At 69.9% G+C, this 21,339-nt stretch carries 23 protein-coding genes and 1 pseudogene; 15 read left to right on the forward strand and 9 right to left on the reverse strand.

Annotated features, from left to right (window positions below; translation table 11 throughout):
- Nucleotides 1-48 precede the first annotated feature (48 nt).
- Together ABZ396_RS11560 and ABZ396_RS11565 are read right to left on the reverse strand one after the other, a co-directional pair.
- The gene (locus ABZ396_RS11560) at nucleotides 49-522 is read right to left on the reverse strand and encodes a carboxymuconolactone decarboxylase family protein (RefSeq protein ID WP_358919775.1); all 474 of its coding nucleotides are present in this window, start codon (nucleotides 520-522) and stop codon (nucleotides 49-51) included.
- 113 nt (nucleotides 523-635) lie between these two features.
- Nucleotides 636-1,091 (reverse strand): hypothetical protein, encoded by a 456-nt coding sequence (locus ABZ396_RS11565; RefSeq protein ID WP_358919777.1) that lies wholly within the window; start codon nucleotides 1,089-1,091, stop codon nucleotides 636-638.
- A gap of 27 nt (nucleotides 1,092-1,118) precedes the next feature.
- Between ABZ396_RS11565 and ABZ396_RS11570 the strand changes: the two genes are divergently transcribed.
- From ABZ396_RS11570 to ABZ396_RS11610, 9 genes are all read left to right on the forward strand, one after another.
- Entirely contained in the window at nucleotides 1,119-1,430 is a 312-nt protein-coding gene (locus ABZ396_RS11570; protein WP_358919779.1) for a hypothetical protein, read from the forward strand.
- Between the two features lie 342 nt (nucleotides 1,431-1,772).
- Nucleotides 1,773-2,930, forward strand: coding sequence for a mandelate racemase/muconate lactonizing enzyme family protein (locus tag ABZ396_RS11575; RefSeq protein WP_358919781.1), 1,158 nt, complete (start codon nucleotides 1,773-1,775; stop codon nucleotides 2,928-2,930).
- Nucleotides 2,927-3,931, forward strand: a complete 1,005-nt coding sequence (locus ABZ396_RS11580) for an alcohol dehydrogenase catalytic domain-containing protein (protein WP_358919782.1) — start codon at nucleotides 2,927-2,929, stop codon at nucleotides 3,929-3,931. Before ABZ396_RS11575 ends, ABZ396_RS11580 begins: the two co-directional genes overlap by 4 nt.
- Nucleotides 3,932-4,044: 113 nt before the next feature.
- Nucleotides 4,045-5,016, forward strand: coding sequence for a hypothetical protein (locus ABZ396_RS11585; protein ID WP_358919784.1), 972 nt, complete (start codon nucleotides 4,045-4,047; stop codon nucleotides 5,014-5,016).
- Between the two features lie 70 nt (nucleotides 5,017-5,086).
- Entirely contained in the window at nucleotides 5,087-6,196 is a 1,110-nt protein-coding gene (gene chvE / locus ABZ396_RS11590; protein WP_358919786.1) for a multiple monosaccharide ABC transporter substrate-binding protein, read from the forward strand.
- Between the two features lie 44 nt (nucleotides 6,197-6,240).
- Nucleotides 6,241-7,791, forward strand: coding sequence for a multiple monosaccharide ABC transporter ATP-binding protein (gene mmsA, locus ABZ396_RS11595; protein ID WP_358919788.1), 1,551 nt, complete (start codon nucleotides 6,241-6,243; stop codon nucleotides 7,789-7,791).
- Nucleotides 7,788-9,032, forward strand: coding sequence for a multiple monosaccharide ABC transporter permease (gene mmsB / locus ABZ396_RS11600; RefSeq protein WP_358919790.1), 1,245 nt, complete (start codon nucleotides 7,788-7,790; stop codon nucleotides 9,030-9,032). Before mmsA ends, mmsB begins: the two co-directional genes overlap by 4 nt.
- 55 nt (nucleotides 9,033-9,087) lie before the next feature.
- Nucleotides 9,088-10,242 carry an aldose epimerase family protein gene (locus tag ABZ396_RS11605; RefSeq protein ID WP_358919792.1) on the forward strand — a complete coding sequence of 385 codons (1,155 nt, stop codon included), beginning with the start codon at nucleotides 9,088-9,090 and terminating at the stop codon, nucleotides 10,240-10,242.
- Between the two features lie 235 nt (nucleotides 10,243-10,477).
- Entirely contained in the window at nucleotides 10,478-12,148 is a 1,671-nt protein-coding gene (locus ABZ396_RS11610; protein WP_358919794.1) for an aminotransferase class I/II-fold pyridoxal phosphate-dependent enzyme, read from the forward strand.
- 267 nt (nucleotides 12,149-12,415) lie between these two features.
- On the opposite strand, the gene ABZ396_RS11615 is transcribed toward ABZ396_RS11610, so the two are convergent.
- Both ABZ396_RS11615 and ABZ396_RS11620 read right to left on the reverse strand, forming a co-directional pair.
- Nucleotides 12,416-13,336, reverse strand: coding sequence for a UTP--glucose-1-phosphate uridylyltransferase (locus tag ABZ396_RS11615; RefSeq protein WP_358919796.1), 921 nt, complete (start codon nucleotides 13,334-13,336; stop codon nucleotides 12,416-12,418).
- Nucleotides 13,337-13,560: 224 nt separating this feature from the next.
- Nucleotides 13,561-14,670, reverse strand: a complete 1,110-nt coding sequence (locus tag ABZ396_RS11620) for a hypothetical protein (protein ID WP_358919798.1) — start codon at nucleotides 14,668-14,670, stop codon at nucleotides 13,561-13,563.
- Nucleotides 14,671-14,994: 324 nt separating this feature from the next.
- Here ABZ396_RS11620 and ABZ396_RS11625 point away from each other — a divergent pair, with 324 nt between their 5' ends.
- Nucleotides 14,995-15,159, forward strand: a complete 165-nt coding sequence (locus ABZ396_RS11625) for a hypothetical protein (RefSeq protein WP_358919800.1) — start codon at nucleotides 14,995-14,997, stop codon at nucleotides 15,157-15,159.
- 1 nt (nucleotide 15,160) lies between these two features.
- Here the strand turns inward: ABZ396_RS11625 and ABZ396_RS11630 are convergent, their stop codons facing one another.
- Complete coding sequence (locus ABZ396_RS11630; RefSeq protein ID WP_358919802.1) at nucleotides 15,161-15,625, reverse strand: ATP-binding protein; 465 nt, start codon at nucleotides 15,623-15,625, stop codon at nucleotides 15,161-15,163.
- Nucleotides 15,626-15,757: 132 nt separating this feature from the next.
- Between ABZ396_RS11630 and ABZ396_RS11635 the strand changes: the two genes are divergently transcribed.
- Both ABZ396_RS11635 and ABZ396_RS11640 read left to right on the forward strand, forming a co-directional pair.
- On the forward strand, nucleotides 15,758-16,579 hold the full coding sequence (locus ABZ396_RS11635; RefSeq protein WP_358919804.1) for a helix-turn-helix transcriptional regulator: 822 nt from the start codon (nucleotides 15,758-15,760) through the stop codon (nucleotides 16,577-16,579).
- Complete coding sequence (locus ABZ396_RS11640) at nucleotides 16,576-16,818, forward strand: DUF397 domain-containing protein (protein WP_358919806.1); 243 nt, start codon at nucleotides 16,576-16,578, stop codon at nucleotides 16,816-16,818. The genes ABZ396_RS11635 and ABZ396_RS11640 overlap by 4 nt, the downstream gene beginning before the upstream one ends.
- A gap of 12 nt (nucleotides 16,819-16,830) precedes the next feature.
- Here the strand turns inward: ABZ396_RS11640 and ABZ396_RS11645 are convergent, their stop codons facing one another.
- Nucleotides 16,831-17,730 carry an aminoglycoside phosphotransferase family protein gene (locus ABZ396_RS11645; protein WP_358919808.1) on the reverse strand — a complete coding sequence of 300 codons (900 nt, stop codon included), beginning with the start codon at nucleotides 17,728-17,730 and terminating at the stop codon, nucleotides 16,831-16,833.
- 138 nt (nucleotides 17,731-17,868) lie between these two features.
- On the opposite strand from ABZ396_RS11645, the gene ABZ396_RS11650 reads away from it, so the two are divergent.
- The 3 genes and pseudogenes from ABZ396_RS11650 to ABZ396_RS11660 all read left to right on the forward strand — a co-directional run.
- A complete protein-coding gene (locus tag ABZ396_RS11650) occupies nucleotides 17,869-18,849 on the forward strand; it encodes a helix-turn-helix domain-containing protein (protein ID WP_358919810.1) in 981 nt (326 codons plus the stop codon).
- Between the two features lie 26 nt (nucleotides 18,850-18,875).
- Entirely contained in the window at nucleotides 18,876-19,532 is a 657-nt protein-coding gene (locus ABZ396_RS11655) for a maleylpyruvate isomerase N-terminal domain-containing protein (protein WP_358919812.1), read from the forward strand.
- Nucleotides 19,533-19,567: 35 nt separating this feature from the next.
- Nucleotides 19,568-19,654 (forward strand): annotated as a pseudogene (locus ABZ396_RS11660) (hypothetical protein); the annotation flags it as partial.
- On the opposite strand, the gene ABZ396_RS11665 reads toward ABZ396_RS11660, so the two are convergent.
- The 3 genes from ABZ396_RS11665 to ABZ396_RS11675 form a co-directional block, all read right to left on the reverse strand.
- Complete coding sequence (locus ABZ396_RS11665) at nucleotides 19,642-19,914, reverse strand: hypothetical protein (protein WP_358919878.1); 273 nt, start codon at nucleotides 19,912-19,914, stop codon at nucleotides 19,642-19,644. The pseudogene ABZ396_RS11660 and the gene ABZ396_RS11665 sit on opposite strands and share 13 nt — an antisense overlap.
- Before the next feature lie 66 nt (nucleotides 19,915-19,980).
- Nucleotides 19,981-20,637: a DUF4360 domain-containing protein gene (locus ABZ396_RS11670; protein ID WP_358919814.1), complete on the reverse strand. Its 657-nt coding sequence runs from the start codon at nucleotides 20,635-20,637 to the stop codon at nucleotides 19,981-19,983.
- Between the two features lie 212 nt (nucleotides 20,638-20,849).
- Nucleotides 20,850-21,308, reverse strand: coding sequence for an Rrf2 family transcriptional regulator (locus ABZ396_RS11675; RefSeq protein WP_358919815.1), 459 nt, complete (start codon nucleotides 21,306-21,308; stop codon nucleotides 20,850-20,852).
- Nucleotides 21,309-21,339: the final 31 nt, after the last annotated feature.

The raw sequence follows: 21,339 nt of genomic DNA on the forward strand, positions 1-21,339 counted from the left end.
GGGGCCGCCGCCGGCGCCGGCCGGTGGCAGCCCCCTGGAACGTGCTCGTTACGCGAACTGGCCGGGCCGGTAGTCGCCCGCCGGCTGCTGGAAGATGACGTTCAGCCGGTTGAAGGCGTTGATCGCGGCGATCGTCGCCACCAGCGCGACGAGCTCCTCCTGGTCGTAGTGCTTGGCGGCGTTCTCCCAGACCTCGTCCGGGACACCGCCCGCGGCGTCCGCGATCCGGGTGCCCTGCTCGGCCAGCTCCAGCGCGGCGCGCTCGGCCTCGGTGAAGACGGTGGCCTCGCGCCAGGCGCCGACCATGTGGAGACGCTGCTGGGTCTCCCCCGCGGCGGCCGCGTCCTTGGTGTGCATGTCGAGGCAGAAACCGCAGCCGTTGATCTGGCTGGCGCGGATCTTCACGAGCTCCAGGGTGGAGTCCGGGATCGACGTCTCGTGGGCGACCTTGCCCGCACCGACGAAGTGCTTGATCAGCTTGTTGGCGGTGGGGCTGGCGAAGAGGTCCAGACGGGCTTCCATGGTGTGCTCCCCTGTGGTGTGGTTCAGCGGGTTACACACCTACGACGGAACGGGTCCGCCGAATGTGACACGTTCGCTTGATTTGCTGGGGCACGCTCCAGTGGGCGCTGCCTTCAGGAGCACCACCACAGGAACCTCGTGCACTTGTCGCTCGGTGACGGGGTCGGGGTCGGGTCCGACGTCGTCGGGTCCGACGTCGTCGGGTCCGCCGTCGGTGTCGATGCCGCCGTGGATGCCGGTGCCCGCGGCGGCGTCTTCGTCACCGTGCCCGCACCCCTCGTCGCCGACTGCTCCGAGGTGTCCTTCGGGGACGCCGACGGCGAGTCCGACGCCTTGTCCTTCGAGGCAGAGGGGGACGGGGAGGCGGAAGGGTCGGCGGAGGCCGAGCCCGCCGTGCCGGACGTGTCGTCCAGGGGCTGGGCCGTCGTGCCCGGGGACGACGTCGACGCACCGCCGTCGGTGGTGTCGCCGCCCGCCGAGGCAGCGCCCGGGCTCGTGAACGGTATGGCGTCCGTGCCGAGTTCGGCCAGGCTCAGGCCGCCCGCCGCCAGCACACAGGCCGCGCTCACGAGCAGGATTCTGCGGCGCCGCCGGCGATGGGCCGCGGCCTTGCGGTCGCGACGGCTCCCGTCGGCCCCGGAAGGCTCCTCGACGTCCTCGTAGGGGCTCTCGGCGGCTCGTTGCCGGCTCCGGCCGCCACGCCCGCGCGCCGCCCGTCGCCGCTCCGCCCGGCCACCCGCCAAGGGCTCGTCACCCTCATCGTCGTAGCCGTCGCCGTCCTCACGGTCGTAGCCGCCGGCATCACCGTCGTAGCCGCCGGCATCACCGTCGTAGCCGCCGCCGGCATCGCCGTAGGCGCCGGCATCGGCGGTGGCTCCGTGCCCGTCACCGGCGAACTCCGTCTGTGAGTATGGCGTTTCACCGGCCGTAGCCGGGTCGGGGGCGGCCGCTTCCCGCGCGGACGCGCGTAGCGATTCGGCCGGAGCGCCGCACCCCGCGCAGGCGAGGGCGCCATTGAGGTGCCGTCGGCACGGGTGGCAGTAGTCCATGACGCGGGAAGACTAAGTTCCTCACGAGTCACTTAACCAGCCAGGTCTGTGAAGGTTCTGTGGGGGACCGAAAAACCTATCGGAAGACTTGTCGAAACCGTTACCTGTTCGACCCATTGACACCCAGACCGCCCCGTCCTTACTGTCGCGCCAGCATTTCGAACGTGTGACGAAATCTCGAACAGCTGAAGGGCAACTGCCGTGCGCATCACCGGAATCAGCACACACGTGGTCGGGACGCCCTGGCGCAACCTGACATACGTCCAGGTGCACACCGACGAGGGGATCACGGGAGTCGGCGAGACCCGGATGCTCGGTCACACCGACGCGCTGATCGGGTACCTGCGGGAGGCCGAGGCCAACCACATTCTCGGTTCCGACCCGTTCGCGGTGGAAGACCTCGTACGCCGGATGAAGTACGGCGACTACGGCCGGGCGGGCGAGATCGTCATGTCCGGCATCGCCGTCATCGAGATGGCCTGCTGGGACATCAAGGGCAAGGCCCTGGGCGTGCCCGTGTGGCAGCTGCTCGGCGGGAAGGTGACCGACAGGGTCAAGGCGTACGCCAACGGCTGGTACACGACCGAGCGGACGCCGGAGGCCTATCACAAGGCCGCCCAGGGGGTCGTCGAGCGCGGGTACAGGGCGCTGAAGATCGACCCGTTCGGCACCGGGCACTTCGAGCTCGACCACGAGCAGACGCTCTACTCCGTGTCGCTGATCGAGGCCGTGCGGGACGCCATCGGCCCGGACGCCGAGCTGATGCTGGAGATGCACGGCCGCTTCTCCCCCGCCACCGCCGTCCGGCTGGCCCGCGAACTCGCGCCCTTCAAGCCGGCCTGGCTGGAGGAGCCCTGCCCGCCGGAGAACCTGAAGGCGCTGGAGAAGGTCGCCGCCAAGGTCGACATCCCGGTGGCCACCGGTGAGCGCATCCACGACCGCATCGAGTTCCGTGAACTCTTCGAGAGCCAGGCCGTCGACATCATCCAGCCCGATGTCGGTCACATCGGCGGCATCTGGGAGACACGCAAGCTCGCCGCCACCGCCGAGACGCACTACGTGCTCGTCGCTCCCCACAACGTCGGCGGCTCCGTGCTGACCGCCGCCTCCCTCCAGGTCGGCTTCACCTCCCCGAACTTCAAGATCCTTGAGCACTTCAACGATTTCGCGGACGCGGAGATCAAGAAGGTGATCAAGGGGGCGCCGGAGGTCGTCGACGGGTACTTCCAGCTGTCCGACGCGCCCGGTCTCGGGGTGGAGTTCGACGCCGACGCCGCCGCCGAGTTCCCGCAGCAGCAGGCCCGCTTCGACCTCTGGGCCGACGGCTGGGAACAGCGCAAGCCCAAGGGGACCAAGTGAGCCCGCAGGTCGTCGTCGAGGCGCCGGGCACCCACCGGGTCGAGGAGCACACGCCCCGCGAGCCCGGTCCCGGGGAGGCGCTGGTCGCCGTGCACGCGGTCGGGATTTGCGGAAGCGACCGCGAGGTGTACCAGGGCAACCGGCCCGAGGGGTACGTCCGTTACCCGCTGACGCCCGGCCACGAGTGGTCGGGGACGGTGCGCGCCGTCGGTGCCGGCGCCCCCGCCTCCCTCGTCGGCCGCAAGGTCGTCGGCGAGGGGTTCCGCAACTGCCAGGTGTGCGACCGCTGCCACGCCGGTGAGACCACCCTGTGCACCGACGGCTACGAGGAGACCGGCTTCACCCAGCCGGGCGCCATGGCCACCACCCTCACCCTCCCGGCCCGCCTGCTGCACGCCCTCCCGGACGACGCCGACCTCACGGCCGCCGCGCTCCTGGAGCCCGCCGCATGTATCGCGGCGGCCGCGCTGAAGGGCAACGCCCGGCCGGGCGAGCGGGTCGCGGTGGTCGGCACCGGGACGCTCGGGATGTTCGCCGTGCAGTTCCTGAGGGCGATCTCGCCGAGCGAACTGCTGGTGGTCGGGACCCGGAACGACCGGGAGGCGCTGTCCCGGCAGTTCGGGGCCACCGACTTCCGCCCCAAGGACCAGGAACTTCCCGACGACTTCGACGTCGTCATCGAGACCGCCGGGTCCGCGTCCGCCGCGCGCACCGCCGCCGCCCTGCTCAGGCGCGGCGGGCGCCTGGTCCTGACCGGTATCCCGGCCGCCGGTGCCGACGGGCTGGACCCGACCGGTCTCGTCGTACGGCAACTGGAGGTGCACACCGTCTTCGGGGCGCCGCCGGACGCCTGGGCGCACACGGTGCGGGTCTTCGGGGCCGGGCTCCTCGACCCGTTGCCGCTGGTCACGCACGAGCTGCCGCTGACCGAGTTCCCGCAGGCCATCGAGCTGGTGGGGGCCGGTGATCCAAAGGTGGGCAAGGTGCTGCTCCGCCCCTAGTCGTACGCCGGCCGCGGCGTGACCTGACCTCGCCGTGGCCGGCGTACCACCAAGCTTTTTCGCTACCCCGAGCCGCGAACCTTGTGCGATATACCGAACACGAAGGACAGCTTGTGACGACCGACGCTTCCGTTACGGCGGCCCGCCGACCCGGTGAGCAGGTGCTCACCGCCCTCGGTCTGGGCGCGCCCGCCCTCGACCCCGCCGACGCCTCCGCGCACAGCTTCCCGGGCGGCGGCAAGTGGCGCACCGAGATCCCCTCCTGCGAGGGTCCCGAGGCGCTGGCCGTCGTGCTCAAGGAGTCCTCGCGGCTGGACGTGCCGATCCACCGGATCAGCCAGGGCAGCGGTGTGTGGATGCTCACCGACGCCGAGATCACCGAGATGGTCGAGGCGACCGACGAACGTGACGTCGAGCTCTGCCTGTTCACCGGCCCGCGCGGCACCTGGGACATCGGCGGATCCGTGCGCTCCGACTCGCGGGGGGCCGGACTGCGCGCGCGTGGCCACGACGCCGTCGCCGGATGCGTCGAGGACGCCGTTCGGGCCACGGAGCTGGGCGTCAAGTGCCTGCTCGTCGCCGACGAGGGCGTGCTGTGGACGCTGCACCGGGCCCGGCAGGCCGGGATCATCCCGGCCGACACCACACTGAAGGTGTCCGCGCTCGTCGGGCCGGTCAACCCGGCCTCGTACTCCGTCTTCGAGCACCTCGGCGCCGACTCCATCAACGTTCCGAGCGATCTGTCGCTCGATCACCTCACCGAGATCCGCCGGGTGTCCGGCGCGCCCATGGACATGTACATCGAGGCCCCCGACGACCTCGGCGGCTACATCCGGATGTACGAGGTCGCCGAGCTGATCCGGCGCGGCGCACCGCTCTATCTGAAGTTCGGTCTGTCCAAGGCTCCCGGTATCTACCCGTGGGGCACCCATCTGCGGGACGTGACCCTGGACACCGCCCGGGAGCGGGTGCGGCGCGGCCGGCTCGCTCTCGACCTGCTCGCCCGGCACGGCGCGGACGGCGACATGGCGCCGCTCGGCTCCCGGCTGCCCGGGACGCTGCACCGTTTCCCCGTCGGCGCGTAACGCCCCACAGCGACGCCTGCACCTCCGAGTACGGCCCTTCTCAACGACGAGACGAACAAGGACTGATCACATGCGCAACCGCAGAGCCGCCCTCACCGCCATAGCCGGGGCCGCCTCCCTCGCCCTCACCCTGTCCGCCTGCGGCCAGAGCGGTTCGGGCGGCAGCAAGGACGAGGGTGGCAGCGTCAAGGGCGCCACCATCGGCATCGCCATGCCCACCAAGTCGTCCGAACGCTGGATCGCCGACGGCAAGAACGTCGTCAAGAACCTGGAGTCCAAGGGCTACAAGACCAAGCTGGTCTACGGCGAGGACGACCCGGACCAGCAGGTCTCGCAGATCGAGAACCTGATCACCCAGGGCGTCAAGGGCCTGATCATCGCGGCCATCGACAACAAGTCCCTGAACAACGTGCTCCAGGAGGCCGCGGACGCCAACATCCCGGTCATCGCCTACGACCGGCTGATCCTCGGCAGCAAGAACGTCGACTACTACGCGTCCTTCGACAACGAGAAGGTCGGTGTCCTGCAGGGCACGTACATCGTGCACAAGCTGGGCCTGGACAGCGGCAAGAAGGGCCCGTTCAACGTCGAGCTGTTCGCCGGCTCGAACGACGACAACAACACCAAGTACTTCTTCAGCGGCGCGATGAGTGTGCTCCAGCCGTACATCGACAAGAAGCAGCTGGTGGTCAAGTCCGGGCAGACCAAGCTCAACCAGGTCACCACCCTGCGCTGGGACGGCGCGACCGCGCAGAAGCGCATGGAGGACATCCTCACCTCCGCCTACAAGTCCGCGAAGGTCGACGCGGTGCTCTCGCCGTACGACGGCATCTCCATCGGTGTCCTCGCCGCGCTGAAGTCGGACGGCTACGGCTCCAAGAGCCAGCCGCTGCCGGTCCTCACCGGCCAGGACGCCGAGCTGGCCTCGGTGAAGTCGATCATCGCGGGCGAGCAGACGCAGACCGTCTACAAGGACACCCGTCAGCTCGCCAAGGTCGCTTCGACCATGGTCGACGACCTGCTGAACAAGAAGACGCCCGAGACCAACGACACCAAGACGTACGACAACGGCGCCAAGGTCGTCCCCGCCTACCTGCTGCAGCCGGTGAGCGTCGACAAGAGCAACTACGGGGACGTCCTGGTCAAGGGCGGCTACTACACCGACGCCGAACTCAAGTGACCCCCCTCCCCTACTAGTTGTCCTACTGATTGGAAGGCACGACCATGGCGGGACCCGTCCTGGAAATGCGCTCGATCGTCAAGACCTTTCCCGGTGTCAAGGCGCTGTCGGACGTCACCCTGACCGTCCGTCAGGGCGAGGTCCACGCCATCTGCGGGGAGAACGGCGCCGGCAAGTCGACGCTGATGAAGGTCCTCTCCGGCGTCCACCCGCACGGCACCTACGAGGGGGAGATCCGCTTCGAGGGGGAACTCTGCAGGTTCGGTGACATCCGGGCGAGCGAGCAGCACGGCATCGTGATCATCCACCAGGAGCTTGCGCTGTCGCCGTACCTCTCCCTGGCGGAGAACATCTTCCTCGGCAACGAACACGCCAAGGGCGGGTTCATCGACTGGCGGGAGACCCTGCGGCACGCCACGCAGCTGCTGCGCCGGGTGGGTCTCGACGACCACCCGGAGACCCGTGTCGCCGACATCGGCGTGGGCAAGCAGCAGCTGGTGGAGATCGCGAAGGCGCTGTCGAAGAAGGTGAAGCTGCTCATCCTGGACGAGCCGACCGCGGCTCTGAACGACGAGGACAGCGGCAAACTCCTCGATCTGATCCTGGAGTTGAAGAACCAGGGCATCACCTCGATCATCATCTCGCACAAGCTCAACGAGATCCGCAGGGTCGCCGACTCGGTGACGATCCTCCGTGACGGCCACTCCATCGAGACCCTCGACGTGAAGTCGAAGGAGACGACGGAGGAGCGGATCATCGCGGGCATGGTGGGCCGCGACCTGGACCACCGCTTCCCCGAACGCACCTCCTACGAGGGCGAGGAGGACGCGGCACCGGCGCTGGAGATCCGCAACTGGTCCGTGCGGCACCCGATCGACCAGGAGCGCAAGGTCGTCGACGACGTGTCGATCCACGTCCGGCGCGGTGAGATCGTCGGCATCGCGGGCCTGATGGGCGCGGGCCGCACCGAACTCGCGATGAGCGTCTTCGGGCGGACCTACGGCCGCTACGCGGGCGGCTCGGTCCTCAAGGACGGCGCGGAGATCCGTACCAAGTCGGTCGCCGAGGCGGTCGGGCACGGCATCGCCTATGTCACCGAGGACCGCAAGCACTACGGCCTCAACCTCATCGACACCATCAACCGCAACATCTCGCTGACCGCGCTGAACAAGGTCGCCAGGCGCGGGATCGTGGACGAGCACGAGGAGCGGCAGGTCTCCGAGGGCTACCGCAAGTCCATGAACATCAAGGCGCCGACGGTCTTCGAGCCGGTGGGCAAGCTGTCGGGCGGCAACCAGCAGAAGGTCGTCCTCAGCAAGTGGATCTTCGCGGGCCCGGACGTACTGCTCCTGGACGAGCCGACCCGCGGTATCGACGTCGGAGCCAAGTACGAGATCTACACGGTCATCGACCAGCTCGCCGCCCAGGGCAAGGCGGTCGTCTTCATCTCCTCCGAGCTGCCCGAACTGCTCGGCATGTGCGACCGCATCTACACCATGGCCGCGGGCCGGCTGACCGGTGAGGTGCCCCGGGCCGAGGCCACGCAGGAAGTGCTGATGCGCCATATGACAAAGGACAAAGAGGTAACGCGATGAGCACGGATGTCACCGCCAAGAGCCCGGCGCCCGCGCCGCCGGGCAGGAGCGGATCGGCCGACGGCGCGAACCTGATCCAGCTGCTGCTGGGCGGGCTGCGCCGCAACATGCGCCAGTACGGCATGCTGATCGCGCTCGGTCTGATCGTCGTCCTGTTCGCGGTCTGGACGGACGGGGACCTGCTGCTGCCGCGCAACGTCTCCAACCTGGTGCTGCAGAACAGCTACATCCTGATCCTCGCCATCGGCATGATGCTGGTGATCATCGCCGGGCACATCGATCTGTCGGTCGGATCGCTGACGGCGTTCGTGGGCGCCTTCGCCGCCGTGCTGACGGTGCAGCACGGTGTGGCCTGGCCCGTCGCGCTGATCCTGTGCCTGGCGATGGGTGCGGTCGCGGGCGCCGCCCAGGGAATACTGATCGCGTATTTCGGCATACCGTCCTTCATCGTCACCCTCGCCGGGATGCTGCTCTTCCGGGGTCTGACCGAGATCCTGCTCAAGGGGCAGACCCTCGGCCCGTTCCCGGACGGGCTGCAGAAGATCGGCAACGGCTTCCTGCCCGAGGTCGGCCCGCACACCAACTACCACAACATCACCCTGCTGCTCGGCATCGTGCTGATCGCCGCGGTGGTCTGGCAGGAGTTCCGCGACCGGCGCCGCCAGCAGGAGTTCTCCCTGGACGTGCCGCCCACCCGGCTGTTCCTGCTCAAGCTGACGGCCCTGGTCGCCGCGATCCTCGTCCTCACCCTGCTGCTCGCCAGCTACAAGGGCGCCCCGATCGTGCTGATCGTCCTCGGCGTGCTGGTCGTCGGCTACGGCTATGTGATGCGCAACGCGGTCTTCGGCCGGCACATCTACGCGATCGGCGGCAACCTGCCGGCGGCCAAGCTGTCCGGCGTGAAGGACAAGAAGGTCACCTTCTACGTCTTCCTGAACATGGGCGTGCTCGCGGCCCTGGCCGGTCTGGTGGTCGCCGCCCGGCTGAACGCGGCCTCGCCGAAGGCGGGTGTGAACTTCGAACTCGAAGCGATCGCCTCCTCGTTCATCGGTGGAGCATCCATGAGCGGCGGTGTGGGTACCGTCCTCGGTGCGATCATCGGTGGTCTCGTCCTCGGCGTGCTCAACAACGGCATGAACCTCCTCAGCGTCGGCACCGACTGGCAACAGGTCATCAAGGGCCTCGCCCTCCTTGTGGCGGTCGGATTCGACGTGTGGAACAAGCGCAAGTCCGGTTCGTAAGTCAGACAGGGCCCCGACGGAAACGGCGGGGCCCTCCCTTATGCAGGAGCCGCATATGGAACTGAACAGACGTACGGTCATTGCAGGAGCCGCGGCGGCGGGCATCGCCGCCACCGCCCTCGGCACGGGCACTGCCCAGGCCGCGTCCGCAGGCAGGAAGCCGGCGAAGGAACTCTTGGGCAAGCTCTCCGACGGCACGAAGGTCTACCGCTGGTCGCTGGAGAACGGCGGCACCCGTCTGAAGGTCCTCAACTGGGGCGGTGTCGTCCAGACCCTGGAGATCCCGGACCGGCGCGGCCACTACGCCAACGTGGTCAACGGCTTCGACGACATAGACGACTACGTCGCCAAGTCCCCGTACTTCGGCGCCCTCATCGGCCGCTACGGCAACCGCATCGGCAAGGGCAGGTTCACCCTGGACGGCAAGAGCTACCAGCTCTCCGTCAACGACGGTGCGAACAGCCTGCACGGCGGCACCCAGGGCTTCGACAAGCACGTCTGGGACATCGAGCCGTTCACCAAGGGCTCGGACGTCGGCCTGTGCCTGTACTACACGAGCGTCGACGGGGAGATGGGGTACCCGGGCACGCTCAAGACCAAGGTGACGTACACCCTGACCCGGCACGGCGAGTGGATCATCGACTACGAGGCCACCACCGACAAGGCCACGGTCGTCAACCTCACCAGCCACGTCTACTGGAACCTCGCCGGCGAGGGCAGCGGCACGATCGAGGACCATGAGCTCACGATCGCGGCGGGACGGTACACGCCGACGGACTCGGGGCTGATCCCGACCGGTCAGCTGGCGTCCGTCCACGGCACGCCCTTCGACTTCCGCGAGACGAAGACGATCGGGCGGGACATCCGGGCCGGGCACCCGCAGCAGGTGCAGGCCAAGGGCTACGACCACAACTGGGTCCTCGACAAGGGGATCACCGCGAAGCCGCAGCACATCGCGACGCTGCGGGACCCGCGGTCGGGTCGCACGCTGAAGATCGCGACCGATCAGCCGGGTCTGCAGTTCTACTCCGGGAACTTCCTCGACGGGACGCTGACGGGCACGGGTGGCCGCACCTACCGGCAGGGTGACGCGCTGTGCCTGGAGACCCAGCACTTCCCTGACTCGCCGAACCAGGCCGGCTTCCCGTCCACGGTGCTTCGGCCGGGGCAGACGTACAGGACCCGGACGGTCCATTCGTTCGGGGCCTGAGGTTGTGGGGGACTGCGCGGGCGGTAAGGGGCTGGTCGCGCAGTTCCCCGCGCCCGTTACGGGGTGCTGCACAGTGGGGTGCTGGGAAGAAAACCGTAACTCACACTTCTTTCACACGCGTTGAACAGAGGCTCACCTGCCCCCGTACTCAAGGGCGGCCCGTGCTCCCCCGCGCGGGCCACCCAAGACGACGGGCCCGGTCGTCCCCACCGGGCCCGCCTCACACGGAGGTTCCATGGCCGGCAACGTCACCTCGTTGTTCCGCAGCGGTGCGCACAGCCCGTCGATGGCGGCGCTGACCCGTGAGGGGGGCGAGGGGGCCGGTCCCGTCGACTTCTGTATTCCCTGCAACCCGTACTTCCCCACCCCGGCGATGATGGAAACGATGGCGTCCCGGCTGAAGGACATCATCACGTTCTACCCGAGCAGCGCCGACACCATCACCGCCGAGCTGTGCCAACTCCTCCAACTCCCGCCGCAGGCCGTGGCCATGGGCAACGGCTCCACCGAGCTGATCACCTGGATCGACCATCTGCTGGTCCGCGAGTCCCTCGCCGTCCCCGTCCCCACCTTCGGCCGCTGGACCGACCAGCCGATGGAGACCGGCAAGCGGGTCGACATGTTCCCGCTCCAGGAGTCCAGCGGCTTCGCCCTGGACCTCGCGCGGTACGCCGCGTTCATCCGCACCCGGGGTACCAAAGTCGCGGTCGTCTGCAACCCGAACAACCCCGACGGCGGCTTCCTGCACAAGCACGCGCTCGTCCAGTTCATGGACGCCATGGCCGACCTGGACCTGATCGTCATCGACGAGTCGTTCCTGGAGTTCGCCGACGCCGAGGCCGAGCCCAGCGTCGTCCAGGAGGCGATGCTCCGGCCGAACGTCATCGTGCTGCGCAGCCTCGGCAAGAACTTCGGTCTGCACGGCATCCGCTTCGGCTACCTGGTCGCCAATCCCGCCCTGGCCGGCAAGGTCCGCTCGATGCTGCCGAAGTGGAACCTCAACGCGTTCGCCGAGTATGTGGTGTTCTCGCTGAAGGAGCACGGCGCCGAGTACGCGCAGAGCCTGCACGAGGTCCGCAGGGACCGCCTGGAGATGGCCAGCCGGCTCTCCGCGCTGCCCGGTCTGACCGTGTACCCCTCGCAGGGCAACTTCCTCTTCGTACGGCTTCCCGTCGGTGCCGAGGGCACGGTGGTCCGGGACCGGATGCTCACCGAACACCGCATCCTGGTCCGCGAGTGCGGCAACAAGATCGGTTCGTCCAGCCGCTTCCTGAGGCTCGTGGTACGCCCCCAGGTGGACGTGCGTCGCCTGGTGTCCGCCATGGAGCAGGTGCTCTACGGGTCCGGGAGGGGTGCCGCCGTGCCCGAGTTGGGCAACGGGACGAGCTACAGCTCGGGTACGGCGGCCGTGGACCGGCTGGTGAGCGAGACCAACGGGGCGGGACTGCAGCTCGCGCAGGCCGTGGGAGCCGGGCCGGTTCCGGGCCTCGCCGCGGCACCGGCCATGGGGCCGGGGCTCGCCGCCGCTCCCGCCTCCGGTGTCGGCATGCCGCTCCCCGTCGCCGGTCCGCCGGCCGGGATGCCGATGCCGGCGGCCGCCGGGATGCAGGCGCGGCAGCCGATGGGGATGGGGCCGGTGCCTCCCATGGCCCCAGTGACTCCCATGGCTCCGGTCGCCCCGATGATGCCCCTCGCTCCTCCGATGCCGGCGCCCATGCCCATGCAGATGCCTGCGGCGGGTGGGCCGACTCCGCCCGGGGTTCCGGCGCGGGGTGGTCTTACGGCCGCGCAGGTGCGGGGGGCTACCGCCCCCGCTGCGGCGCCGGGGTTGTCTCCGGCGGCCGCGACCGGGTGGCCGAACGCGCAGAGCTGGCCCAACGCGGCGGGGATGGGGCAGGCCGGTTAGCGGTCGCCGTAGGGGCACGGTGCGGGCGTGGCCGGGTGCGGCATCGTCGTGGCTGGTCGCGCAGTTCCCCGCGCCCCTTACGGGCGCTTACCCCTGCGGGGTTCTGACAACGGCACGGTGCCCGTCCACACGGAACGCGGACGGGCACCGGATGGAGCGCCGGGCAGGCCTTGCACCTGCATTTCCCCGCAGGAAGCGGGGCGTCTTTCCTTGGACCACCAACGCAAGCCCGGCCACCGGTGGTTACGGCGGCCAGCGCTGAAACGATCATATCGTATGCGGCGCGGCCTCCAGCTCCTCGTCGAGCCCGCGGACGAGGCCGCGCAGGACGGGCCCGTACTCGGGGTGGGCGAGGGCGAAGGCCATCTGGGCGACGAGATAGTCGGCCGGGTTGCCGGTGTCGTACCAGCGGCCCTGGATGACCTGTCCGTACACGGCCCGGCTGGCGGCGTAGGCGTTGATGGCGTCGGTCAGGTACACCTCGCCGGTCCGGTGCTCGTACCAGCGGCGGGTCTGTTCGCGCAGTTCGTCGATGATGCCGGGGGTGATGACGTAACCGCCGATGGCCGCGTACGGGGACGGCGCGTCGGCCGGCGCGGGCTTCTCGACCAGGCCGGTGATGCGCAACTGGCCGTCGCCGAGGTCCTCCTTGACGATGGGCACGCCGTAACGCTGGGAGTCGGCGGGGTCCATCGGCAGCAGGGCCAGTACCGGGCAGCCGGTCTGCTCGTAGGCGCGGATCAGCTGCTGGGAGCGGGGGACGTCGGCGACGAACACGTCGTCCGGCCAGAGCACCAGGACGGGCTCGTCACCGAAGGAGCGGGCGGCGTTCAGCACGGGCGTGCCGTTGCCGTACGGGCCGTACTGGTCGAGGTAGGTGATGTGACCGCGGCGGGCCAGCTCGGCGACCTCCTCGACCGCGTCCGCGTAGGCGGTCTTGCCGTCGCGGCGCAGCTGCTCCACGAGCCCCGGGTTGGGCCGGAAGTGGTCCTGGATCAGGCTCTTCCCGCCCGAGACGACGATGGTGATGTCCGTGATGCCGGAGTCCACCAGCTCGCGCACGGTGTGCTCGATCACCGGTTTGTCACCGACCGGGAGCATCTCCTTCGGCGTGGCCTTGGTCAGCGGCAGCAGCCGGGAGCCGAGTCCTGCGGCGGGGATCACGGCCCTGCGGATCGTCGGGGACATCAGGTCTCTCTCGGTCGGACGGGACGGGGTGCGCCGACGCTACCAACGGGCTCGGTGCCACCGGGGAAACATGGCCTGCCAAGGGTTCTTCGTCCAGGTGAACCGCCGATGTCGGAACGCCTAGTCCATGCCTCCGGCCGGAGTACGACCAGGTGCATCGGCGGGACCGCGAAGTGCAGGCCGAGGGGGACCGTCACGGCGTCCGCCTTGGTGCTGTCCGTATGTCAGCCGGAGGGTGAGGTGGTACGGGCGTCGGCCGCCCGCAGGGTCACGGTGGCCGCGACGCCCGCGAGGACGCCCCAGAGCAGTGCGGCGGTCACCCCCTCACCGAGGCCGGACGCCACATACAGCAGCCCCGAACGCATCTGCGTCCCGTCGCTCGCCATGCGCAGCGCCTGTTCGGCCAGCAGCCCGAGGACGACCGCGCAGATCCCGCACGCCGCCATCGCCGGGACGGACACCCGGGTGAGCAGCCCGGGCAGCCACCGCAGGACGCACCAGACCACGGCGAGGAGCAGGACGTCCCCGAGGCGGTACAGGAGCCAGTCGCCGAGCGGTGTGCCGGCCGGACCGGACCAGGCTCCGAGCAGCAGCCACTGGCGCAGCAGGTCACCCGGTTCAGCGAGCAGCCCGCCGCCCGTGAAGGCCGTCTGGAGCGTGGCGGCGTTCGACTGGTACGACAGGACGACCAGGGACACCGCGACCACCGCGGTTCCGACGGTGGCGGCCAGCAGGGCGGGCCGCGCCGGAACGTTTTCGCGTGGCTGGGGCTCGGCGCCCTTCAACGCCAGCCGCGCCACGAGCACCGTCCATGCCGCCCCGGCCAGCGCCACCGGCACCACGATCGGCCGCCCGGCCGAGGAAAAAGACGCCAGCTGCGGCAGGAACCGGTAGCTGCCGTGCCCCCCGGCCGCGATGAGCCAGGGGGCCGACACCGTCACCGCCAGGGTCGCCGCCACCAGGCCCCAGGCCCACAGTGCGAGCAGGGCGGCCCACGTCCGGCCACGCTCCGGGGGAAGCCGCCGGACCAGGAGGAGCGCCCCGGCCGCGTAGAAGACGAACACGGCAGCGAAGCGGATCTGGATCGCCGTGTGGTGCAGGCCGAGATAACGGGAAGCGCCGGTCCCGTCGAGGTACCCGCCCGCGGTCCCGCCGGAGGGTTCGTACGCCCAGGGCAGCAGCCAGCTCTGGAGGCGGGCGACGGCCTCGTAGCCGAGAACCTCGGTGGCGCCCTCCAGATGCAGCGCGTCGGCGCTCGCCCCCGCCCACCACAGGAGCAGCGTCACCATCAGCCCGCCCGCCACCGCCGGTATCACCGCGCGCCGGTATTCCATGTCCTGCCCCCGTGTTCGCCCGTCGCCACGAGTCACCGTGGCCCAGGGGACCTTACGTGGCCGCGGTCCCATGCGGATCACAGCCTCGCTTCGTCTTGCCCGCGCTGCCGGGTCCTTCGCCTTCCCTCGGGGGCGAAGCGCATGCCGCCGTGACCGCCGTACCGGGCTCGATGCCACAACGGCGTGCCATGTCCGCCACACCTGCCATCCGGGACCAACGGCTTCGACGCTGGGAGCAGCGCACCGGCAGCTGGCATCGCCCCGGCGAGCGCATCCAGCGGCTTTACGGCGGCTCCCCCGGACTCATGAGTCGAGGTTGTCCGGATGCGCCTGGGCCGGGTGGCGTTCGCCGGGTCCCTCACGTCGGCGTCGCCGGTGGCGGCGGTGCGGCGCGACCAGGACTCCATCTACGACGACGGAGGCGCCTCCTCCGGCCTGATGACCGTCACCGGCTACACCGGCACGCTCACCCTCGGCGTCGCCGGCTGACTCAGGGTCTGCGCCGGAACGGCAGGTCCACCTCGGCCCGTACGGTCTTGCCCGGTGCGTCGGCGCAGTCCCTGCTCAGCACCTCCCACCGGTCGGCCAGCGCGTCCACGAGCACGAGCCCGCGCCCGCCGTCGTCCAGCGGCCCAGGCGGCCGTACGACCCCGGGTGCGGGCGGCCGCCGTTCGGCCAGGGTGTCGGTCACCTCGACGCGCACGCTACCCGTCACCAGGGAGAGCCGCAGCTCGAAGTCCCACCCGGGCACCCGGCCGTGCGTCACGGCGTTGGCCGCGAGTTCCGCGACGATCAGCTCGACCTTGTCGACGACCTCCGGCGACGCGAACGGGCCGCCCCATGCGTGGAGTTGAGCCACGGCGAGATGGCGGGCGAGGCGGGCGCCACGCGGGGTGGCACTGAGCCGCTGGGCGAGTGTTCGACTCACGGTGACGGCGGTGGGGGGAGCGTCCATGCGCCCAATCTGCCGCCTGGAAGCGGCACTTCTCCAGGTGGGAGCCGCGTACGCTGAGTCCGCGTACGCGGTCACGGACTGGACCGTACTGATGACTGGCCGTGACCATGGGGGGGGGTGGAGGTGGCGTACGTGGGCGATGGAGTGGAGCCGGAGTCGTCGGACAGTCTGCGGACCTTCGGAACGGTGCTCCAGGCGTTGCGCGAGCACGCGGGGCTCAGCAGGGAGGAGTTCGCGAAACGGGTGCGGTTCTCGAAACACACCGTGGCTTCGGTGGAGTTGGGGAGGCGGATGCCGGACGAGTCCCTCGTGGAGGCGTCGGAGGAGGCGCTGGGGAATACGGGAGCCTTGCGGCGGGCGGCCGTACATCTGATGCGGCAACCGGGGTTGGCGGCTTGGTTTCGGCAGTGGGCGCGGATGGAGAAGGCAGCGATCAGTCTGTTCAACTACGAGTGCAGGATGATTCCGGGCTTGTTGCAGACGGAGGCTTACGCACGACAACTGTTCGCCGACGAGCTTCCGCCGCTGTCCGACGCACAGATCGAGGCCAGTTGGACGGCGCGTGCCGAGCGACAACTGCTGCTGCGGGATCGACCGAACACCGCCTTCAGCTTCATCCTGGAAGAGCACGCTCTCCTCCGTCAGACCGGCGGGGCGCAGGTGACGCACGGGGCCATCGAACGCCTTCCGGAAATGGCTCAGTTGCGGAACATCGAGATCCAGATCATGCCGTTGGTTCAGAAGTCGCACGCCGGACTGCACGGGCCAATCGCCCTGCTGGAGACCCCCGAGCACAAGTGGTTCGGCTACAGCGAAGGGCAGGAGAACGGACAGATGATCGCCAACCCTCAAGTGGTCAGCGTGCTGCAGAGCAGGTATGCCAGGATTCGTTCACAGGCTCTCACCATCGAGGATTCCGTGAGCCTGTTGCAGCGGATGCGAGGGGACCTATGAGCACGTCCGGCCTGGCCTGGTTCAAGAGCAGCTACAGCAGCGGATCCGGCGACAACTGCATCGAAGTCGCCCTCTCCTGGCACAAGTCGAGCTACAGCAGTGGGAGCGAGGGCGACTGCGTCGAGGTCGCCACCTGCCCCACCACCATCCACATCCGCGACTCGAAGCACCGCGAGGGCCCCCAGCTCGCCCTCTCCCCCACCGCCTGGGCCGACTTCCTCACGTACGCCGCTGGGTGAGCCCCGGCTTCCTCAGGCTTCGTCCAGTACCGCCCGGATCACATGCCGGGCGTTGTGTGCCATCGCGGGGTTCGTCATGCGGTAGTACGGCAGCGCGATCAGCGCCTGCGAGAGTGTCCGGCCCCGGCCGCGGATCCAGGTCGCGTCGTCCACCGCCAGTGCCTCGCGGAAGGCCTCCCTGCCCTCGGGGGGCAGCAGATTCCACGCCGGGAAGAGATCGCAGGCCGGGTCGCCCACCCCCGCGCATCCGAAGTCGATGACGGAAGCCAGTCTGCCGCCGTCGAGCAGCACGTTGCCCGGCATCAGATCGGCGTGCAGCCAAACCGGCGGCCCGTCCCGGTCCGGGACCCGCAGCGTCTCCTCCCACACGGCGGCCACGGCATCGCAGTCGACGTCCTCCTGCGGGACACCGCGCAGTTCCTCGATCGCCGCCCGGGTCTGCGTGTCGAGCGAGGAGAGCGGCCCGCCCCGGTGTGCCCTCGGCGCGGCCGGCAGCGTGATGCTCCGCATCGCCGCCACGAACGCGGCAAGATCCTCGGCGAGTCGCACCGGCTCGCTCAGGGCCGCCGGTTCGGGATGCTCCCCCGGCAGCCATCGGTACACCGACCACGGCCACGGATACCCCTGGGCCGGTTCCCCGGCCCCGAGCACCTCGGGGATGCGCGCGGGCAGGTGGGACGCGAGACGGGGCAGCCACTCCCGCTCCCTCGACACGTCCTCGGCGCCGCCCTTCACCAGCGGCAGCCTCACGACCATGTCGTCGCCGAGCCGGTACATGGCGTTGACGGTGCCACCGGACGGCCACCGCCGCACCGCCAGCCCCGCCCACTGGGGAAACCGCCCGGCGATCAAGCGTCGTACAAGGCCGTCGTCGATGGGGTGCATACCTGGATGCATCTGCCCTGCACTCATGGACGGCATCCGACCACCGGGCGCCAACAGGGGTCAAACGCGTTTCCGGTCCGCGCCTTCGCCAACCCCCTGCCTGCCAGGATCGCCGCAGGGCGAGCGCGCGGTGGCCACATAGGTGGCGGGCGATAGAATCGTGCCATGCCCGCCATCGACTTCCTGACGACCCGGCCCCACCGGGTCGTCGTGCTCGCCCTCGACGGTGTCTACCCCTTCGAGCTCGGCATCCCGAACCGGGTCTTCCCCGGCGTGCCCGGTGCCTACGAGGTGCTGACCTGCGCGGCGACCGACGACCGTACGGTGGCCACCAGTTCCGACTTCACGGTCACCCTCGGGCACGGGCCCGAGGCGCTGGAGAGCGCGGACACCGTGGTCGTACCGCCGTACGACATGACGCGGATCTCGGACGAGCTGCCCGGGCCGGTGGCCGCCGCGCTCGCCCGGATCCGGCCCGGCGCCCGGATCGTCTCCATCTGCACGGGGGCTTTCACGCTCGCGGCGGCCGGGCTGCTCGACGGGCGGCCCGCGACGACGCACTGGGCGTTGGCCGACCGGTTCCGGCGAATGTTCCCCCAGGTCGCCCTGGATCCCGATGTGCTGTTCATCGACGACGGTGACGTCCTGACCTCCGCGGGCGCCGCCTCCGGCGTCGACGTCTGTCTGCACATCGTCCGCTCCGACCACGGCAGCGCGGTCGCCAACAGCGTGGCCCGGCTGTGTGTCGTACCGCCGTGGCGGGATGGCGGCCAGGCGCAGTACATCGAGCAGCCGGTGCCGGACGAGGGCGAGAGCGGTACGGCGGCCACCCGGGCCTGGGCCCTGGAGAACCTCGAACGTCCGCTCGCCCTGCGGGAGTTGGCGGAGCATGCCCGGATGAGCCGGCGTACCTTCGCGCGCCGCTTCCAGGACGAGACCGGCGTCAGCCCCGGCCGCTGGCTGATCCAGCAGCGGGTGCACCGGGCCCGTCATCTTCTGGAGACCAGCGACCTGGCGATCGACCGCATCGCGGCGCAGGTCGGCTTCGCGACGGGCACGTCACTGCGGCAGCACCTGCACGCGGCGATCGGGGTGTCCCCGCAGGCGTACCGGAACACGTTCCGCACCATGGCGTCAAGCAGGTGATGAGCGCCCTTGCTAGCTTGCGGGGCGTGGATCTCTTCTCACGCTCATGGACGGCGCTGCGCACCGCGGTGGCGGACCTCCCGGACGAGGACCTCAGCCGCCCCTCCGGCTGCACGGGGTGGCTGGTACGGGACCTGGTCTGCCACCTGGTCATCGACGCCCAGGACGTCCTGATCACCCTGGCCACACCGGCCGAGGCGGAGCCGACGCGGAACGCGGTGACGTACTGGGAGATCGCCGGGGCCCCGCCGACCGGTGACGACCCGCTGGACGCCCTCACCGTCCGGCTCGCCGCCGCCTACCAGGAGCCGTGGCTGCTCAAGTTCCATCTGGACGATGTGGGTTCGGCGGCCGGGCGAGCGGCCCAGCTCGCCGACAAGACCGTCCGGGTGGGTACCCGCGACCAGGTCCTCACGGTGGCCGACTATCTGACGGCGTACGTCCTGGAGTGGACCCTGCACCATCTGGACCTGGTCGCCCACCTCCCGTCCGCGCCGCAGCCGCCCGCGGAGACCCTCGCCGCGTCCCGGGCGATGCTGGAGGAGATCGCGGGTGCCGCCTTCCCCGCGTCGCTGTCCGATACCGACGCGCTGCTGATCGGCACGGGCCGGCGCGCGCCGACGGACGCGGAGAGGGCGGTGCTGGGCGAACCGGGCGCGCGGCTACCGCTGTTCCTGGGATAGCAGCGCCTTCGTGGGCCGGTGCGGCGGCGGGCGAGGTGGCCGCGGGCGGTGTCAAGCAGCTGGTCGACCACCAGCTGATCGCCGGGCTGGTCGAGGACGGGCGAGCCTCCTACACGGAGCTCGGCCGCCGCGCCGACACCTCCACGCTGACCGCCCGCCGGCGCCTGGAGGCGCTGGCGTACGGGATGGTCGTCCGGCTCGCGACCGAGGTCGATCTCGCCCGGCTGGGCATCCGCACCGAGGCGCTGCTGTGGATGACGGTGGCCCCCGGCGGCCTGGAGGAGACCGGCCGGCGGCTCAGCCGCCATCCACAGGTCAGGTTCGCCTCGGCGACCACCGGCTCGGCCAACCTGCTCGTGGCCGTCGCGACGATCGAGGTCACGCCGGTCCTGGCGGGGTCAAGCGGACCGGCCTGGTCCGCCCGGGGAGCCTGTGAGGCCCGTGACGGCTACTTGGGGCACTCCTTCCAGGCCAGGTGGTACACGGTGCTGATGTCGCCGTCGGTGGAGTCCATGGTCATGAAGCTGACCTTGCCGGGGTTCGCGCTCCCGGCGGTCACCCGCAGCTCCGTGTTGATGTTGAAGTTGCGCTGGACTCCGCAGGGCGCCCACACGAGTTGGGCCCAGTCGGTGGTGTCGGTGGCCTGCCAGTTGTCGCCGTAGGGGCCCCTGAAGGGGTGGCTCGCGGCAGCCGTGTTGGACGAGCCCTGGAAGTAGTACGAGGCACGCTCGGTACCGGTGGCGCCCTGCTGGAGGGAGGCGAAGCCGCGGTAGTCGGCGCTGGCGACGGCGTACGTGAAGCCCTGCGGCACGTGAACGACCAGGTTGAGCTGGCAGTTGCGCCGGAAGGCGGTGGGGTCGGAGTCGCCGCCGGCCTGGGCGAGGTAGTCGCTGTAGGTGACGGTGAAGGCCTGGTTGTCCTCCGAGACGGCGACGGCGGTGGTGCCCTGCGGGCAGCCGGAGCCGTTCACCGTGGCGACGTTGATCACGATCTTGTCCGGCGGCGGGTCGTCGAAGACGGGCGACGACGAGGCCTTGGCCTGGGCGGGCAACCCGGCGGTGAGCAGCGCGGCGAGCGCTCCGCCGAGCAGGAGTCCACGTCTCATGGTTTCTCCGGTTCGGTGATCGAGTGGGGGGTGACACCCTCGGTCGTCAGGACCCTCACGACCCTCATGGTTCATCTTTGAAGGACCTGTGAGTTTCCTGTGAAGACCGGGGCGCTCGCATCGTAGGAACCCCCACGCCGACCGGTCAGGGCGAACTCCGGCCATTCACAACACCGGATTTCACAGCCGCCCGTGCATGGCTCTCACGTCCGTCACGGGTTCTCCCACGCCGCCGGTTCCGCGGCCAGTGCGCGTACCGGCTCCGGCAGCGCGTCCGCCGCGATGTCCGCCACGGTGACGCCTTCGAGGATCCTGCGGACGTTCGCGCGGAGCGCGATCCACAGGGGCAGGAGCGGCTGGGCTGTGCCGGTGTAGGCCAGACCCGTCGGGCGTTCGCCGCGTACCGAGACGATCGGGCCGTCGACCGCACGGATGAGGTCCGCCACGGTGATCGCGGACGCGTCCCGCGCCAGCCGGTAGCCGCCGCCCCCGCCGCGCCGGCTGGCGACGATTCCGGCGCGCCGGAGGTCACCCAGAATTCCCTCCAGGAACTTGTGCGGGATGTCCTGCGCCCCGGCGATCTCCTCGGCCTTCACCGGGCCTTCGTCCTGCCGTACGGCGAGCTCCAGTACCGCCCGTACCGCGTAATCCGCTCGTGCCGAGATCCTCATGCGTCCATTGTGGGGCGTACTCCCGTGGACA

It is taken from the genome of Streptomyces sp. NPDC005866 (assembly GCF_040629895.1).
GTDB lineage: Bacteria > Actinomycetota > Actinomycetes > Streptomycetales > Streptomycetaceae > Streptomyces.